Source organism: Rhizobium sp. CC1099 (genome assembly GCF_029714385.1).
Lineage (GTDB): Bacteria > Pseudomonadota > Alphaproteobacteria > Rhizobiales > Rhizobiaceae > Rhizobium.
Window position 1 is genome coordinate 144,646 of record NZ_CP121642.1, and the last position, 16,628, is coordinate 161,273.

Here is a 16,628-nt window from a genome sequence, read left to right on the forward strand (position 1 = left end):
CCGCGGCGCTTCAAGCTGCCCGCAAACTTCTTCATTCAACGGTGGAAGGCTTCCTGGAAATGAACAAGCGTGTAGACAAGCCGCGGATCGGCGTGATCGGGGTGGGTTGGATCGGGTATCGTCATGCGAAATATTGCGGCTCACACGCCAACTGCGAACTGGTCGGCATAAGCGATCCTGGACCAGTTGCTTCGAAAGCCGGGGCTGAACTTGGTGTCCCCTGCTTTGCGTCAGTTGACGATCTGCTTGATCGCGTCAAGCCCGACGGTGTGATCATTGCAACCCCAACGCAACTCCATCTTGAGACAGCCGGGAGAGCGCTCGAGCGGGGCGTTGCGGTTCTGATTGAAAAGCCTATAGCCGACACGGTTGCTAAAGCTCGGATGTTGGTTGACATTGCCAAGCGCAGGAATACCCCAATCCTGGTCGGGCATCATCGGCGTCACAACTCAGCGGTTAAGGAGGCACGAAGGCTTCTGATCGAAGGTGGTATCGGCCGACTGCTCGCGGTCAGCGTGCTCTGGGCTGTCAAAAAGCCAGACGATTACTTCGACGTGTCCTGGCGGAAGGAAAAAGGCGCAGGCCCCGTCCTGATTAATCTGATCCATGAAATCGACCTACTTCGACATCTCTGCGGGGAGATTGAAACAGTCTCTGCGATCGTCACCAGCGAGGGGCGGGGAAATGCGGTCGAGGACACTGTGGTCGCCATGTTTAAGTTCAATAGCGGCGCAGTTGGAACGATTACTGCCTCCGATGCTACTCCTGCGCCTTGGTCGTGGGATTCAGCGACAGGGGAAAACCCGGCGATTTACCAGGGCCGAGAAAATGCTTTTCGTTTTCTAGGATCGAAGGGCTCGCTCGAATTTCCGGACCTTTTTATCTGGCGATACGTCGACCAGGAAAAACCAGGCTGGCTATCGCCGATCTCCCGTGAATCGCGCGTTATTCAACAGAACGAGGCTTACATCGCTCAACTAGAGCATTTCTGCCGCGTTATCCGACGTGAAGAAGCGCCACTGATCGATGGTGAAGATGGTCTGCGCACGCTCACTGCAACTCTAGCAATCCACGAATCCGCAGAAACCGGAATGCCCGTCACCACTGCAATGGATTAGAAACGATCTGGCGGCAGAGAGGCAAACTGGCCGCATAGTTGGAGACGTTGTTCGAAGCCCAGGTGCTTTCGTCGAAACGCTGGCTTTGAGGACCGTGTGCCAGAGTCGCAGCCTTGGCCCCGACGTCCCAGTCGTTGAGTTTGAGGGACGGCGGGTGAGATAATACGAGATTTCCTGCGGCGCCGGATGGCCCGCGAGAACGGCATGCTGCCGGGTCGGGTATGCCGGCAGCTAGGCCCAGAGCTCACAGATATGGTCGACGGTGAGGTCGGCTTGTCCGGTGATCATGTGCATGCCGGAATGGGTTTCGACACCCTTTGCTGCAGCCAGTGCGAGAAGTCTGGTGGTCTCGGGCTGGGCAATGACTTCGGCGAAAGTCATCCCGGTCTGCAGGAGATCCGGATTAAGCGGGAGCGCGTCTGTATCCTGAAGACCGAGCGATGTGGCGTTGACGACGAGCTGGCCTGCTGCCGGCTCGGGTTTGCCTGCCTTGGCAACCGTTCTTCCAAAGTCAGCATTCACTGTCTCCGCCAGCGCTTCAGCTTTGTCAAAGGTACGATTCGACACCGTGATGCTGTTGGCACCTGCCTCGACGAGTGCAAACGCTATAGCGACCGAAGCACCACCGGCTCCGACGATGAGCGCGTCGCGACCCTCAATCGCGATCCCCTTGGATTGGAGGCCACGCACAAAGCCTTTGCCATCGAACTGGTAGCCTCGAAAGCTGCCGTCGCGTTCACGCCGGACGAAATTGACGGCGCCGACCCGGGTAGCCACCGGGTCGAGACTGTCGCAAAGATCGATCGCCGTCTGTTTGTGAGGTAGGGTGATGCCGAACCCCACGAGGTTCGGCATCGCCTTCAGACCGGCCCAGATGGTAGTCAGGTTCTTTGCGGGTACATGGAGCGGGACAGATACGATATCTGCTCCGCGCGCCGCAAAGAGCGGATTGACCGCCGCCGGCGACTTGGCTTGGGCGATCGGGTCGCCGATGATGCCGATCAGCCTGGTTGTGCCTCGAATGTTGACACTACTCACCACGACAGTTCCTTGCGTTTGAGCCAGACGATGCTGCCGTCCTCGATCCCGACAATGATATCAAGATTCCCACGGCCGGCCCAATCGACGACTTCCGGGGAGGCGACATGCATCGCCATCTGAATAGTCTCGTCGCGGTGCTTGATTGGGATTGGCAAGGCAAACCGCGGCTCTTCTGGTGTTCCCACATTGCGGGAGTAGAAGAGGCCCGCCTGCTTCGTTGTATTGCGTGGCGCGCCGGTCTTTGGATCCGGTGGTACGCAGGCGCGGGCATGGGTACCAAAAATAAGGTCCGTGCGACCTGTGCCTTCCCAATCGCAGAAGCACAGCTTTATGCGCCCGCGCCCGCCGCCGACATCGACCGTAAAGCGAATAGCTTCGCCGTCTTCCCAACGCAGGAAACGTTTGTCGACGAGTTCTGTGTCGGACGCCTTCCTCCAGTCGCTGAGGACTCCGTCCTCATCCAGTGCAACATAATGGAGGTAGTTGTCCTTGAGCCAGTCGACGACTGCCGGCCGAACCCGCCAGACTGTCTTTAACGGCTTGCCCTTGAAGGTTAGGAACTCCTCCTCACCGAAGCGTGGCGGCAGGACCTTTTCCCCGGTGTTGCGGAATAGCCGGTGACGGCCCGTGACGTCGCTGACCAATATGTCCATGCTGCCATTGCCGGTCCAATCGGCAAGGGTCGGGCAGGAATAGCCGAACATCTTTTCCGACGGTCCCTGGATAGAGCCCGTCAATCCGGCTGCAAGCCGGATCGGAGTGTCGCCGCCCTTCAGCATGACTTCCTTGTCGAGATAAATGATCCCGTCTTTTTCCCGGCTCTGGTAGAAGAGAAGTTCGCCTGTGCTGTTTCCGACGACAAGATCGTAGTGGCCGTCACCGCTGAAGTCATAGGCTGCGGGGCTTGGCAGGATACCCGCGTGAATCAATGGCTTCGTGGTCTCGATGCGGCCGCGCTGCTCGAAACGTGGAAGTCCGTCTTCGCCATCTCCGACGTTCTTGAGGAAGCTGATGTAGCCATCCTCGGCGCCGTAAACGATATCTTCGCGACCGTCGCCATCCCAATCGACGACGCAGGGGAGGTGGATGCACTGTTGAAGTTCCAGAACCTTGTCGTCGACATCGCGGATAAGACTGGTCGGCTCGAAGGTTCCGTCTTCGCGCTGTCGGGCAATATGCAGGATATTCCAGAACTCCCCTGCGATGACGTGTTGCTGCTTAGTCCCGAACTTGCCGAATGCAGGCGCCAGCTGCCCATAGACCTCAAGTGGCGTTTCTCCGGCAATGAGGGCATGACCCTTTTCCAGCACGGGAGCTGCGAGTGAACCTTTGTTCTTGAATGCATAAAGGAAGCCACGCAGCGGACCGCCGAGCCAACGGCCCGCGTCGTCATAACCGCGATAACCTTCGTCGTTCCATTCCAGACCGTTCGGCCAATAGTCGTTCCAGTAGTCGCTACCGACGATCAGTTCCGGGACCCCGTCGCCGTCGATGTCGTGGAACCGGGCCATATGGAAATATTCGTTGCCCTTGACCCAGTCGGCATCGAGGTCGAGACGGACGGGATCGCCAAATTCAGGCGCGCCTTTTTTACCAACGTTGGGAAACACATAAATCTGCTTGCGCAGCCGCGACGCGGAGACAAGATGGAAGATTTCCCCATCCTTGACGGCCGTCACGTAGCCGCGGACGCCTTCGACAAGCTCTTCTTCACCCAGAATGGGTGTGCCGTCAGGATTGGTGCCAATCTGGCGACGCAGGAAGACGCGACCGTCATAGCATGCGTCCCATGCAGAAATCAGCATATCCTTCGTACCTGTACCGCTCCAATCGACGATCTCGACACAGGTGATGATCCGGCCTGCGACTGCGGCGGATTTGACGTCTGGGTGGTATTTCAAAGCCTCCGAGCCATAATCCGGACCGTGCCAAAGAGTTGCGTCGTCCTCCCATCGCGTTACGCTCATCGCAAATCCTCTCTACTTGCAGACTTAATTGGAAATGATTTCTAAAACGAAACAGCCTTTCAAATCCAGTAAAAAATTGGATTGAGTGCGTCTTCGGGTGCGGAACATCGGGGACCGCGATATAATTGGAGGCGGAGAGTGATATCCGGCGGAGGCCAGAGGTTAAACGGGAGTGTACTCCCAAACAGCTTGCCTCGCAGCCGACCCCCGGTGGACAAAACGGCCCTAGCGAGGGCGCGGGAGGGCGCAGAGCCTCCTGCGTGATGGCATATGATGATGTCTGCAATGCCAGAGCTCGGCGATCCGATCCTTTGCAGCGATTCACGCCAGCCGTGATTGTACTTCAAAGTAAAACTGTAGACGCCGGCTACCGGACTGCGCCGGTGGCGACGATCAGTGGCGTCAGGGTTCGCTGACGAACTCGCAGAGGCCAGATATCGCTCAGTTCTGCCGCTGCCTTATTGAGAGAACGGACGAGGTCGGGCCAACGATCTTCGGTTATGCGCATAAGAGGTCCCGCAACGGAGATCGTTCCAGCGACCGGTGCTTCAGCGTCAGAACTCGTTCGAAAGGGAACCGCAACCGCTGCGGTGCCAGCCTCACCCTCTTCGACAGAGGTTGCAAAGCCCCGCTCCCGGGTTTCATTCAGTCGGACTCTGAGTTCATCGATTGATCGAGCAGAATTGGGACCAAGCGTTCGTTTGGCCGTGAAACCGCGAGAATAGACGATCTCCAACGCGCGTTCTTCGGGCAGAGTGGAAAGCCACGCCTTTCCATTCGCCGTTGCGTGAAGAACAATTTCTTGTCCCATGTCCGGATCATATCGGAGGCCGGCTGTCGCACCTTGTGCCCGTGCCACCCATACCAGATCCTCATTTTCCAGGATTGCGAGACGGCAATATTCTTTCGTTTCCGCGGCCAACCGATTCAGAACAGATTGGACCACGTCGGGGACATTCCGAGCATCAAGGTTCCGAAACGCCAAGGCGCTCAATCGAAGAGAAAGGGCATAGTTTTGGCTCGCAGCATCTTGGGTGACCCAACCGTGGCTAATCAGCGTAGTCAAAAGGCGATGGACTGCACTCGCTGGCATATCAAGACGTCCAGCTAGGTCGGATAACTCGACGGATCCTGCTTCTCCAGCCAGCACCTCCAAAAGGGTCAAGCACCGTGATACGGCTGCGACAGTCAAACTTGAGATCTCCTTTTTTATGCAGCCTATAAGGTTTGTTTCCATTTTGGAATAGGCTTCCACAAATTCTAGATCGGGTCTTCGGCAGACATGAGGTATTCGGTACAGGGCTCCCATCCTCATCACGCTTGCTGAAAATAGAAATCGATTCTAAAGTAAAAAACAATTTCAGGAGAGTGTTGATTGGTGATGATATCCAGATGACCGACGACGATCACATTGACAGGGCGGGTCATGAGGGAAACCGAACGTTTTCGCGCAGCCGTCCAAAAGTAAGCTGAGGATTGGTACCCTATGATCGTCACGTTTGGATCAATCAATGTTGACCTCATCTACCTGGTCGACGAAATACCTCAGGCGGGTCAGACCGTCTTAGCCCGCGGATCGCGAACCGAGGCCGGAGGGAAGGGAGCCAACCAAGCGTTGGCGGCTGCGCGGGATGGCGCAAAAGTCATCATGACGGGGGCGGTGGGTGACGACGCCATGGCCCCCATCGCCCTTCAGAATTTGGAGGGCGAGGTCGATATCAGCCGTGTGGTTCGATCGAGCGAACCCACTGGCTCCGCCGCGATAATGATCGATGCCAATGGCCGCAACATGATTGCGGTTGCAGCCGGCGCCAACCTCGTCGCGCAGTCTGATGGTGTTGAAGATGAGCTGCTTGGAAATGCAGGTTACGTCCTGATGCAGATGGAAAACGACGCTACCCAGATCGAAAATCTAGTCAGACGGGTTTCCAACCATCCCGCAAAATCGATTCTCAACCTCGCGCCGGCCTACCGGCTGGATCGCGACCTTCTCTCTCTCGTCGATATCGTAATCGTCAACGAAGACGAGGCCGAAGCCCTTGCCGGTTGGCTTGGTTGCGAGCCGAGCGCGAGATCCTTGTCTGATGTTCTCAACACCGGTGTCCTACGCACAATGGGAGGAGAGGGAGCCGAAGCGTTTATCAACGGCGAGAACGTAAGGGTTCCGGCGCTGCGCGTTGATGTCGTGGATACGACTGCAGCTGGCGACTGTTTTGTAGGCGTCCTCGCGTCAGCTCTGGATCGAGGCCTCTCGCTCGACGCGGCAATGCGACGAGCCGCAAAGGCGGCTGCGATTGCCTGCTCGCGTCCGGGAAGCCAGTCGAGCATTCCTCACAACGACGAGACAGATAGTTGGACCTGAGAAAAGCCAAGGGCAAGCACCTGCCTGTACCCCCATCGAAATTGACTGAAGACCCTACCACTACAGACGACCTGCAATGAGCTATCCAGCATTTATCTCGGCGGTGTTCATTCTCCTCTTGAGCCCCGGGCCGACCAATACGCTGATGGGGTTGGCATCGGCACGCAACAGTTTTTGGCTCGTTCCGAAACTACTCCCTGCCGAACTGCTCGGTTACCTCACTATGATCGTGCCCCTAACGTGGCTTGGGGGAGCGCTGATCAGCCGTTGGCCGGAAACCGCCCTGATGTTGAAGGCCGCAGCGGCGATTTGGGTTATGTATCTCGCAACAAAGCTTTGGGTGGCGGAAAACAAAGATATCACGGACCGCAGCGTGACCGCGGGACGCATATATGTGACGACGACGCTTAACCCCAAGGCCCTCGTCTTCGGACTTGTTCTTCTACCTTCGCCGACCGCGCCGGACTTCCTGCCAAAGCTAGGGATTTTTGTCGCGCTGGCAAGCATCGTTGCCGTGATTTGGGGTTTGATCGGCAGCTTGACGCAGGTCGGTGCGCGAACCCAGAGGCGCCTAATGATACTTCAGTGGGCGGCGTCCATCTGGCTCGCTATCGTGTCCTGCACGGTTGCCGCAGGGCTCCTTCAAGCCTAATACCATGCATATGATCGGTCTAAGCTCGCATCTGAGCACCCCGCAACAGCGACGCTGCAAGATCGAATTCGCTCGGCGCCGTTCTGTGGCGGAGGCTAAGTGTCGCCAGGCCGTCTCGGACAATTTTTCACGGATTGCACCCAACCGCGATATGTTTTCCGCGGGAAACCAACTGCCCTCCAGGAGTTCCATAATAACGCTTACGCCTCAAAACCTATGTAGCCGCAAAGTTAAAGTGTCCTGATTCTGCAAAGTTGGAATGTCACATTCTCCCCGGTTTTGATGACGGCGGAGATTGCGGATGGGACTGATTGCGATGAGCGAGCGTGATCTGCAGCGGATCGAGATTTTGTCGAAGGTGATCGCCGGCCGCATGACGCTGGTGTCGGCGGCGCATGTGCTTGATCTGAGCACGCGCCAGGTGCGTCGTCTGCTGGAGCGGATCAGCACGAGCGGCGCGGCATCGATCCGGCACAAGGCGATCGGCCGAGCCTCGAACAACCGGATCAGCGACGGCATTCGCGATTATGCGCTGGCGCTGGTTCGCGAACGTTATGCCGACTTCGGTCCGACATTGGCGGCCGAGAAGCTTGCCGAACGCGATGGATTGCGTGTGTCGCGCGAGACCTTGCGCCAATGGATGTCGGCGGCCGGTCTGTGGCTGTCGCGCAAGCAGCGGCGGACGTTTCATCAGCCGCGGCTGCGTCGCGAAGCCTATGGCGAGCTGGTGCAGATCGATGGCAGCGAGCATCGTTGGTTCGAGGATCGCGGACCGGCCTGTTCGCTGCTGGTGTTCATCGACGATGCGACCGGCAAGTTGATGCAGTTGCGGTTCGTACGATCGGAGAGCACCTTCAGCTATTTCGAGGCGCTTGAGCTCTATCTGAAGGAGCATGGTGCGCCGATTGCCTTTTATTCCGACAAGCATACGGTGTTCCGGGTTCCCAAAAAAGACGCCAAGGGCGGCCAGGGCATGACCCAGTTCGGGCGTGCGCTTTGCGAGCTAAACATCGAGATTCTTTGTGCAAACTCGAGCCAGGCCAAGGGTCGGGTCGAGCGGATGAATCGGACGCTACAGGATCGTTTGATCAAGGATCTGCGCCTGGAGGGCATCTGCGGCATGGACGACGGCAACGCTTTCCTGCCGCAGTTCATGGCGCGGTATAACCAGCGGTTTGCCATCGCCCCTACCCGTTCCGACAATCTGCATCGGCCGGTGAATCTCGCGTTGGACCGGCTCAGGGACATTCTGTGCAAGCGTGAGCAGCGTTACGTCGGGGCGCAGCTGACGTTTTCGTTCGAGCGCAAGCGGATCATGCTGGAAGAGACGGAGGTGACGCGCGGACTGGTCGGTCGCTATGTCGAGACCTATGCCTATGCCGATGGCCGGCTGGATGTGCGCTGGAAGGGGCATTCCCTGCCCTACCGGGTGTTCGACAAGGACCAGCGGGTGACGCATGCGGCGATCACCGAGAACAAGCGGCTCGGTGATGTGCTGGCCTATATCAAGGAGCGACAGGATCAGCAGACGAAGCCAGTTGTGAAGACCAACAGTGACAAAAACGGCTACGTCAAACGTGCTCGCGGCCCGGGACGGCGGAAGGATTTCATGGGCGATCCGGTGGTGATTGTGCGGCGGGAGAAGGCGTTAGCACGGCAGGCATTGGCCGAGTGAACTTTCGAGATAAGGTCAATGGACGCTGATCGGGGCTTGCTTATCGGCTTCCAGCTTTAAGCAGGCGTCCCACAACGGTGTCTTGCGATAGGTTCCGTCCTGCCAAATGGTCAGTCCCTCGCGCTCTTCGTGTAGCAATCCCAGCCAGCACAGCGGCTGGATGATGTCGTAGCGGAGCGACGACCGTTCCGTCCAGGTTTCGACCGTCATCTCTGCCGGCGCTGGGTACGTTTCGCTCGGGTATAGCTCGTTCGCCAGGTCGTCGAGAGAACAATGCGTTCCTGCTTTCATATTGATAAGATTGAGAAAGACGTGCCACCAACGCATCCGATTGCGGACGGCCTCCTGCGTCTGCCCATGATGGATATAAGCATAAAGATAATCCGTCGCGACCAGATCAAAGTAGGCTCTCGGCCTTGCGAGGAAGTCCCAGCCACGTTTGGTCGGCAGTAGTAGGTCTTTCCTTCGACGAAGAAGTTTGAGGTGGTAAGCCATGTCGCGCACCACCCAAAGCGGTGGCATGTCGGATTCGTTGAGAACTTTGTTGATGCTATATAGATCATCGACGGTGAAGCCGGGCCACTTGAAGTGAACGGCGGCCCAATGAACGAATTTCCGGTTCATGGCCCCTGTTGCTGTCAAGCCGATACCCGCTTGCGTGTCGGCATAGGACAGAGCCAGGATCATGCCGCGCATCAGCGGCGAGAGAGCGGCGACATCGACGTCACCCAGCAGCCTGATTTCTGGAAGCATGCGCGGTCCTGACTTCAACCCTGCACCATGCAGGTACCGACAAGTATCAACCGGCGACAGAACAATTGCTACTGAGAAAGCTAAAGCCGAAGGGATGGCCCTCACCCGCCCCGATCTTCCCTTGCAACCCGGACCAGCCGGTTAGATCGGGGCTGGTCGGCGTGCCTTAGGGCAGCTCAAATTGACATTTTTACTTTGCGCTAAAGCGGACAGTTCAACTTGGCTGCCACAAACCTACAATTTATCCGCTGCTCAGCTTCTTGTATGAGCCAATGGGTGTGTCGCCGGTTCGTATCCGTTCAAGGCGTAGAAGTGCACTTTGGCCGTGTTTTCTACATGCGACCTGTTCGGTGCGGGCCGACAAGTGTCCGGCAAGCGCGGATCGTCAACGCCATGACGGTGAGTGTCGTGCCGGCGATGCCGCTACCGGGAAAGGCGCTGGCGTCGGTAACGAGGACGTTGGGGGCGTCCAGAGCTGGTTGTAGGGATTGAGCACCGAACTTTCGGGGTCGCTGCCCATTCTCGCGCCTCCGGTTTCGTGGATGGCTGCGCCCATGCACATGTGCGGAACCACTTCCGGAACATGAAGCGGCTGAAGGGATCGGCATCCGGAAAGGCGCCGCGTCCCATCGGTGTGCTGGTCTCGACGGCGATCCTGCCCTCGATGAAATTCATCGCCGGCGCGCCGATGAAGCCCGCGACGAAGAGGTTGGCCGGGCGATGGTAGATCTCGGACGGAGTGGCGAGCTGCTGGATCACGCCGTCCTTCATGATCGCGATGCGATCAGCGAGGGTGAGCGCCTCGACCTGGTCGTGCGTCACGTAGATCATCGTGTTGCCGAGGCTCTGATGCAGCTTCTTGATCTCCACGCGCAATTCGTTGCGCAGCTTGGCGTCGAGGTTGGAGAGCGGCTCGTCAAACAGGAAGACATCCACTTCCCGCACCAAAGCGCGGCCGATCGCGACGCGCTGGCGCTGGCCGCCGGATAGTTCCGATGGACGGCGGTCGAGCAGCTTGTCGAGATGCAGAAGCGATGCGGTGCGGGCGATGCGCGCTTCGATTTCGGCTTTGGGCAAGCCCGCGACACGCAGGCCGAAGGACAGGTTCTTGCGGACCGTCATGCGGGGATAAAGTGCATAGGACTGGAAGACCATGCCGATGCCGCGATCCTTCGGCTCGTCCCAGGTGACGTTCTTGCCGGAAATCCACATCTCACCGTCGGTAATGTCCTGCAGACCCGCGATGGCGTTCAGCAGCGTCGATTTTCCACAGCCGGACGGCCCAAGCAGCACGAGGAATTCGCGTGGCGCGATGTCGATGGATAATTTTTCGATGACCGTGTGATCGCCATAGGCGATCTTGAGGTCCTTTACGGAGACGGCAGGCTGCATGGCATTATCCCTTGACTGCACCGGCGGCGACGCCGCGCACGAACCAGCGGCCGGAGAAAAAATAGATGGCGAGCGGGACGATGGCGGTCAGGATGGTGGCGGCCATGTTCACATTGTAGGCGCGCTCGCCCATGGTCGTGTTGACAATATTATTGAGCTGAACCGTCATCGGCAGATTGTCCCGCCCGGCAAAGACCAGCCCGATCAGGAAGTCGTTCCAGATGCCGGTGAACTGGAAGATGGAGGCGACGACGACCATCGGAGCCGACATCGGCAGCATGATCTCGAGGAAGATGCGCCAGAAGCCGGCGCCGTCGACTTTCAATTTCACCAGATCATGGTCGAAGCGGCTGGAAATCAGACGCTTGCTGAGATTTACGGTATGCTCAAGCCCGTTATTCGGAAGCTAATGGAATCCGGGAAATCGCAAAGAGCTGCGCTAAATGAGGCGGCGGCTGAACATAATTGTATTCTCGAGGCGCTTCGGTCAGGCGAGAAGATTGACTTCCTCTATCACATGAACAGGCACCTGGCTTCGGGTCTCCAGTTCATACCGAATTCACCTAAGAACCCAACGTAGGCACTTGCTCGGCAAGTGAGCCGCTCTGGTGTACCGATTGCCAGGGACTGGCTGCGGATAATGTCACACAAAAATGATTTGTATCGCGCATGAGATCCTAACCAATTTCGGGATTGCAGACGCAGGAAATTGGGCTTGGGGCTGAGTCCATAAACTACGATATGCGATCTGTTATAACATAATGCCGAACAAGGGATTTTCGAATTCCCGGCCTCCTCCCGGGGCATCTTGGCTGCCTTCGCATAGGTCCCGGCGGCGGCCACTTTTTCCTGGGGCACCGCCGTCTGTGAACCGAGACCTCAACGCTGGCGTTCGGCACCACACTGCCGCCGACTTCGGCGCAACCCACCGCGATTTGTGTCATGAAGGAATGGGTGCTTTCGCCACTTCAAAAAACCTGCCTTCGGTGGGTTTATCGAGGCAAGACCATCGGCGAAATCGCCTCGCTTGAGGGCAAGAGCGTCGCTGAGATCGAGAACTGCCTGCAAAGCGTGCTGCTGGCGCTCGACGCAAATCGATCGCGGAGGCACTTCAGAAATTGAATCTTTTCCGATTGATCGGAAAAGCTTGGCGCCGACACTTTTGCCGCTGATCACGCGGTCGACCTGCAGTTGCTCGGCGTCGCTCGGACGATTCCGGCCATGATGGCATCGAATTCCCGGATTTTGCAGAACATCGTCGTTCGTAAGGGCGACAAGCGAGGCCGCTTCTTCGTGACCGCAAGCGATCGCCGGCTCGCCGCTCTCAACCTCTTGGCCGAGGCCGGTCAAATCGCCAACGACTACCCTATCGAATGCAAGGAACGCAGCGGAGTCGATGCGACCGAAAACACCAGCAGTGAGGCCATGCACCCGGTTGAAGAATACGAGGCGTTCCGCGTCCTGGCCGACGGCGGAAAGCCGGTCGAGGACATTGCCGCCGCTTTGGCACGACCGAAACCACGGCGCGCAAGCGTCTGGCGCTCGCTCGCGTCTCGCCTGTCTTGCTGAACCTCTGCCGCAAGGAGGAAATGAGCTTCCAGCAGCTTTCCGCCTTCACCGTGTCCGACGATCATGCAATACAAATGGAGGTTTGGAACAGCCTGCCGCCGCGGAACCGTGATGGCCGGTCGATCAAGTCCGTTGCAGTCGGAGGCCATGAAAGCCAACGACAAGCGCATCAGGTTAATCGGCGGGATCGACATTACGAAATCGCAGGGGGAGCGGTCAAACGCGACTTCTTCGATGAACAAGACAGCGGCTACGCCCTCGATGTCGCCCTTGTCGAAAGGCTTGTGGTGAAGGCGATGGCGATCGTGCGGCAATATGCTGGTCAGGCGGTCGTTCGTGTTGGGCTGACCCAGTTTCCCGCTGGCGTGGGAGTCAAAGGAACCGGCGGATCTGAAGCCGGACCTCGTCGATGCCTGCCAAAACCTCCGCAAAGGCACGGCGATGTTCGCCAAGGTTCTGAGGATCGTTGCGAAATGTTCTGGCAACCCCACGAACAAAGATGTCTTTCCTCAGATCTTCGAGGATGCGGTGTATGCATGGAAGACTGGCGAGTTCGACGGTGTCGGCGTGTTTCGGGCGGAGGATCCGGAAACAGCGTGACATTGGAGAATGCGACGCCGCCTTCCGATGATCCTGTTAATGGCGATGCCAGTCCGGAGCGCCCAAAGCTCTGAGCAAGGCCAAGGTGTTGGATCGGCAGAGATGCGGATCGATCTTTCAAGGATTGGCGGAAAATGAACCTTCACTCTGGCAATGCATATCGCGTCAGAATGGCCTCATCCCCTTCAATGGTGACCTCGACCACTTCGTTTACGAGATCCTGTGTTTCTGCGAGTTCCTGCAGAATGAGCGCGAACAATTCCCGTTGTTGCACCGGCAGGACTTGCGGAACGATGATCAACAGGCCGGCATGCAGATCCTCTTTGCTATAGAGTTTTCTGAAGTCGCGAGCATTGTTCGTCACGAAGGTGAAATCTCCCGCAACGATCCGAGGCATCAGATCCCAATCGGCCTCGCCGCTTAAACCCAGCCAATTCACGTGAAAGCAATCGTGGCCGTGATCTTGAGCCACGGCCACGAGCGACGTGTGCAGGCATTCATCGATGAGGAATTTCACGAAGCCGTGCCTGAGGGTTTTCGTGTACTGGCGACGCCGAGAGGCAAACGGTTCACCGACTTCACTTTCAGGCCCTGTTCTGACAGCTTGCGAGGCCGCCCCCTGGCAGGGTGGGCAGCGACCCAGATTTCGGCGAGATCCACCATGCGCGCTGTCAGAGCCGGATAGCCCTCAACGATCTCGTCGGTGCTGGCACCTTGCTGTTTCATCGCAGCGATTGTCCTGACTGGAACGCGGGTGCCTTTGAAGACCGGCTCGCCGCCAACCACACCTTTGACGCTATGGATAATCTTGTCCGCTTCCCGGAGCGCCTCGCTACGTGCTGCCAGTTGCTCCCTTGCTCTGGCAACATCAACGATCAGATAGTCGTCCGCTCTGACAGTGGCTGCATTGGGATTCTCGTCGATCGTATCGAATAGACGCTTGCGACGCTCCGCTGACAGGATCGATCCGACGCCATACCAGAGCTTCAAACGAAGCAGATCATCATCTGTGAGCGCTCGGACGGAGCTGTGTGACAGTCGCGTCGAGAGGATGCGCTTGTCGATGGCGTTATGGACCGATTTGATGCCGATCTCACTCACGGCTGCCGCCTCGGCGGGTGTGTATTCACGAACGGCGCTGGCCATAATCATTCTCCTTGTGCAGAATATATATAGCAAGTGACGCTTGGCGTAAAGGTCGAGCTCTGAAACTCTATTTGCGACGGCTCGGAAAATAGAATTATTCTGGTGAAGGTCGCGACTCCGCTGCTCTGCTCGTCAGTCTCAACAGCTGACATGTTTGGCTCCGGCGGCGATCGCTTCAGCAATTCCGACGCTTCGACACCCAGGACTGTCGATAAGCGATCCACGACGTCGATGCTGGCGTTGTAGACGCTGCGCTCCAGAGAGCTGATATAGGTGCGATCAATATCTGCGCGGTGCGCAAGCTCTTCCTGGGACAGGCCTTTTGCCAGCCGCGCAGCTCGCAGATCTTGCGCAAACCTCTCGAATCTCCATGGTCGAGAGAACAGCGGCTTGATGAGTATTCTCTACAAGGAATCGGTGGTGGGATGTTGAGTGAACAGCATTCCGTTGTTGAATGCCTGGCAATCAAAATGGCACTAAGATGCCGTCTTAGGGGTGACTGACGTGCGAATGGTCGTGTTAACCGATACTAAGGGACCGTTCTGGTTCGGACCGGTGAGGAATGAAGTTTGAGGAGAAACGGTTGAACGATCTGGGCTCATCCGATGCGAAGGGCGAAAAAGAGGAAAGTCGGTTTCGCTTCAGTTCAATGCTGCCGCCAGCACCAAGATATGAGCCGCAGCCGCCATTTCGACGGAAATAGCGTCCGGCGTAATATTCATATAGCTGCGCCGGGTGCCCGCCACAGTTCCCCCATTGGCAAAAATCTCGACAACGCCCCGATCATGGATGATGCGCAGGTCAATCAGATCTGTTGTCGCGACCCCATATCGGATCGAACCATCATCTTGCGGCAGGTGCACCGATATCTGTTTGTCTGCGATAAAAACGGCAAATGACAATTCACCCGATTGAGTGGCTACAATCTTAATATCGGTCAGATTACCGCTTACCCGGATGTCGACCGGCGACGCCGGCAGCGCATAGTTACCAGCCTGACGAGCATCTATCACGACGTCGTGGAAGGCAGCTTCGGCCTCTTTCACTGGCTTCATGCAGATCCTTTTGCGGTCATCCAGGAAGAGCTCTCTCGGTAGAGACAGTTCACCCGAATACGGCGAGGCAACAGGTTTTCGGAATTCCCAATTGAAGAGCCATGCGAAGGCAATCTGCCTGCCAGCCGTCGATAGACTTTGCATGGCATAGAAGTCAGTCCCGAAATCAAGGAGTTGCAAGGCGTCAGAGTCAGGAATGAAACGATCGTCAACGAAGTCCCCGACGAGCCCGTAAAGCAGATTATGCCGGCCGCTTTCAGGGTCGAGGTGCCCGACAAAACCCATGATCAGTACCCATTTACCATCGATCGGGAAGAAGTCCGGGCATTCGACCGCCCTGGCGCCTTGGTCCCGAAAATGGCCGGGCGCACGATAGAGGGGACCCAAGTAGGTCCAGTCGAACAGATCGTCTGAACCATAGAGTAAAACCGCCGGGTCGCCATGAATGGAGGCGCCGAGCACCATACGGTAGGCGTTGGCTGCGTCGTCCCACCATACCTTTGGATCGCGGAAGTCGTGCTCGACACCGTCGGGACGCTGCTCCAACACCGTCACAATGCCTTCCGCCTTGATCATCCGCCGATCTGGGCGCGCTATTTTCTGAATTTCCCGATAACCCTTGAAAAGGTCATAGGCGGGCAGGCGCTCGGTGTAAAAGAACATCAAGCTTCCATCTCGATCCCGAAAGGCGTTGCCGGAGAATGCGCCTCCTGTGGCGCCGAGACGCCACAGGTTCTGTTCTGGATGCAAAAATACCGGCATGTGAAGCCAGTTGACCAGATCGCGGCTGGTCGCATGTCCCCAGTGCATCGGTCCCCAATCACTGCCGCGGGGATGGAATTGATAAAAAAGGTGCCATAGCTCGCCGATCTTGCAGAGACCTACGGGGTCGTTCATCCAATGTCGAATTGGCGAGAAATGAAGCGCAGGACGATCCGGATCGGACCGAAGCCAATCTTCAATTTCCGCACCGGTGCGTTGAAGGATCCCTTTTTCCGAAAATTCAAACACTGTTATACCGGTCTCGTTCACGGTTTGAGGCTGATACCCATAGGCCCAAAGAACAGCGCCCGGCGCATTGGTGACAATGGTGACCTCGCAAGCTTCCCTGTGGTGATACTTGAAAAACTCCGGATGGATGGCAAATGACGGAACCTGCCAAACCGTTTTCCCATCAATGTTGATACGAAAAAAGCCGTTGCCCGCGGCCCAAAATTCCAAGCGGTACCCCGAGGGTAGGAATAGGTTTTGCTTCATCAACGGGCCATCTTCCCGTTTTCCATTTGGTTCGCCATGAA

The 16,628-nt window shown here is 57.2% G+C and carries 13 protein-coding genes and 5 pseudogenes; 7 read left to right on the forward strand and 11 right to left on the reverse strand.

All coding sequences use genetic code 11. The features are described 5' to 3' along the window. Positions 1 to 59: 59 nt before the first annotated feature. Positions 60 to 1,118 (forward strand): Gfo/Idh/MocA family oxidoreductase, encoded by a 1,059-nt coding sequence (locus tag QA644_RS21895; RefSeq protein WP_283073340.1) that lies wholly within the window; start codon positions 60 to 62, stop codon positions 1,116 to 1,118. 231 nt (positions 1,119 to 1,349) lie between these two features. Here the strand turns inward: QA644_RS21895 and QA644_RS21900 are convergent, their stop codons facing one another. The 3 genes from QA644_RS21900 to QA644_RS21910 form a co-directional block, all read right to left on the reverse strand. Beyond that, positions 1,350 to 2,156 carry a shikimate dehydrogenase gene (locus QA644_RS21900; RefSeq protein ID WP_283073341.1) on the reverse strand — a complete coding sequence of 269 codons (807 nt, stop codon included), beginning with the start codon at positions 2,154 to 2,156 and terminating at the stop codon, positions 1,350 to 1,352. After that, the gene (locus tag QA644_RS21905) at positions 2,153 to 4,126 is read right to left on the reverse strand and encodes a VCBS repeat-containing protein (protein WP_283073342.1); all 1,974 of its coding nucleotides are present in this window, start codon (positions 4,124 to 4,126) and stop codon (positions 2,153 to 2,155) included. Before QA644_RS21905 ends, QA644_RS21900 begins: the two co-directional genes overlap by 4 nt. A gap of 367 nt (positions 4,127 to 4,493) precedes the next feature. After that, positions 4,494 to 5,381: an IclR family transcriptional regulator gene (locus QA644_RS21910; protein WP_283073343.1), complete on the reverse strand. Its 888-nt coding sequence runs from the start codon at positions 5,379 to 5,381 to the stop codon at positions 4,494 to 4,496. Between the two features lie 231 nt (positions 5,382 to 5,612). On the opposite strand from QA644_RS21910, the gene QA644_RS21915 reads away from it, so the two are divergent. From QA644_RS21915 to QA644_RS21925, 3 genes are all read left to right on the forward strand, one after another. Further along, positions 5,613 to 6,488: a ribokinase gene (locus QA644_RS21915; protein WP_283073344.1), complete on the forward strand. Its 876-nt coding sequence runs from the start codon at positions 5,613 to 5,615 to the stop codon at positions 6,486 to 6,488. A gap of 76 nt (positions 6,489 to 6,564) precedes the next feature. Next, complete coding sequence (locus tag QA644_RS21920; protein ID WP_283073345.1) at positions 6,565 to 7,140, forward strand: hypothetical protein; 576 nt, start codon at positions 6,565 to 6,567, stop codon at positions 7,138 to 7,140. A gap of 301 nt (positions 7,141 to 7,441) precedes the next feature. Beyond that, a complete protein-coding gene (locus QA644_RS21925) occupies positions 7,442 to 8,815 on the forward strand; it encodes an ISNCY family transposase (protein WP_283071997.1) in 1,374 nt (457 codons plus the stop codon). 15 nt (positions 8,816 to 8,830) lie between these two features. Here the strand turns inward: QA644_RS21925 and QA644_RS21930 are convergent, their stop codons facing one another. The 4 genes and pseudogenes from QA644_RS21930 to QA644_RS21945 all read right to left on the reverse strand — a co-directional run. Next, positions 8,831 to 9,568 carry a hypothetical protein gene (locus QA644_RS21930; RefSeq protein WP_283072350.1) on the reverse strand — a complete coding sequence of 246 codons (738 nt, stop codon included), beginning with the start codon at positions 9,566 to 9,568 and terminating at the stop codon, positions 8,831 to 8,833. Between the two features lie 332 nt (positions 9,569 to 9,900). Continuing rightward, a pseudogene (locus QA644_RS21935) lies at positions 9,901 to 10,198 on the reverse strand (GMC oxidoreductase); the annotation flags it as partial. A gap of 21 nt (positions 10,199 to 10,219) precedes the next feature. Then, positions 10,220 to 10,960 (reverse strand): annotated as a pseudogene (locus QA644_RS21940) (ABC transporter ATP-binding protein); the annotation flags it as partial. A 4-nt stretch (positions 10,961 to 10,964) separates the two neighbouring features. After that, positions 10,965 to 11,282: pseudogene (locus tag QA644_RS21945) on the reverse strand (ABC transporter permease subunit); the annotation flags it as partial. Here QA644_RS21945 and QA644_RS21950 point away from each other — a divergent pair. The 3 genes and pseudogenes from QA644_RS21950 to QA644_RS21960 all read left to right on the forward strand — a co-directional run. After that, on the forward strand, positions 11,193 to 11,540 hold the full coding sequence (locus tag QA644_RS21950) for an FCD domain-containing protein (protein ID WP_283073986.1): 348 nt from the start codon (positions 11,193 to 11,195) through the stop codon (positions 11,538 to 11,540). The pseudogene QA644_RS21945 and the gene QA644_RS21950 sit on opposite strands and share 90 nt — an antisense overlap. 641 nt (positions 11,541 to 12,181) lie before the next feature. After that, entirely contained in the window at positions 12,182 to 12,529 is a 348-nt protein-coding gene (locus QA644_RS21955) for a hypothetical protein (protein WP_283073346.1), read from the forward strand. A 290-nt stretch (positions 12,530 to 12,819) separates the two neighbouring features. Beyond that, a pseudogene (locus QA644_RS21960) lies at positions 12,820 to 13,267 on the forward strand (conjugal transfer protein TraH); the annotation flags it as partial. A 4-nt stretch (positions 13,268 to 13,271) separates the two neighbouring features. Here QA644_RS21960 and QA644_RS21965 read toward each other — a convergent pair. From QA644_RS21965 to QA644_RS21980, 4 genes and pseudogenes are all read right to left on the reverse strand, one after another. Beyond that, positions 13,272 to 13,646, reverse strand: coding sequence for a DUF5615 family PIN-like protein (locus QA644_RS21965; RefSeq protein WP_283073347.1), 375 nt, complete (start codon positions 13,644 to 13,646; stop codon positions 13,272 to 13,274). Beyond that, the gene (locus tag QA644_RS21970; RefSeq protein ID WP_283073348.1) at positions 13,643 to 14,275 is read right to left on the reverse strand and encodes a DUF433 domain-containing protein; all 633 of its coding nucleotides are present in this window, start codon (positions 14,273 to 14,275) and stop codon (positions 13,643 to 13,645) included. Before QA644_RS21970 ends, QA644_RS21965 begins: the two co-directional genes overlap by 4 nt. A 170-nt stretch (positions 14,276 to 14,445) precedes the next feature. After that, positions 14,446 to 14,647, reverse strand: a pseudogene (locus tag QA644_RS21975) (helix-turn-helix transcriptional regulator); the annotation flags it as partial. A gap of 269 nt (positions 14,648 to 14,916) precedes the next feature. Then, positions 14,917 to 16,587, reverse strand: coding sequence for a glycoside hydrolase family 32 protein (locus tag QA644_RS21980; protein WP_283073987.1), 1,671 nt, complete (start codon positions 16,585 to 16,587; stop codon positions 14,917 to 14,919). Positions 16,588 to 16,628: the final 41 nt, after the last annotated feature.

Excerpts from the sequence above, each read along its gene's own strand:
- QA644_RS21895 (WP_283073340.1), top strand. The coding sequence starts at position 60 with ATGAACAAGCGTGTAGACAAGCCGCGGATCGGCGTGATCGGGGTGGGT.
- QA644_RS21905 (WP_283073342.1), bottom strand. The coding sequence starts at position 4,126 with ATGAGCGTAACGCGATGGGAGGACGACGCAACTCTTTGGCACGGTCCG.
- QA644_RS21915 (WP_283073344.1), top strand. The coding sequence starts at position 5,613 with ATGATCGTCACGTTTGGATCAATCAATGTTGACCTCATCTACCTGGTC.
- QA644_RS21920 (WP_283073345.1), top strand. The coding sequence starts at position 6,565 with ATGAGCTATCCAGCATTTATCTCGGCGGTGTTCATTCTCCTCTTGAGC.
- QA644_RS21925 (WP_283071997.1), top strand. The coding sequence starts at position 7,442 with ATGGGACTGATTGCGATGAGCGAGCGTGATCTGCAGCGGATCGAGATT.
- QA644_RS21930 (WP_283072350.1), bottom strand. The coding sequence starts at position 9,568 with ATGCTTCCAGAAATCAGGCTGCTGGGTGACGTCGATGTCGCCGCTCTC.
- QA644_RS21955 (WP_283073346.1), top strand. The coding sequence starts at position 12,182 with ATGATGGCATCGAATTCCCGGATTTTGCAGAACATCGTCGTTCGTAAG.
- QA644_RS21970 (WP_283073348.1), bottom strand. The coding sequence starts at position 14,275 with ATGGCCAGCGCCGTTCGTGAATACACACCCGCCGAGGCGGCAGCCGTG.
- QA644_RS21980 (WP_283073987.1), bottom strand. The coding sequence starts at position 16,587 with ATGAAGCAAAACCTATTCCTACCCTCGGGGTACCGCTTGGAATTTTGG.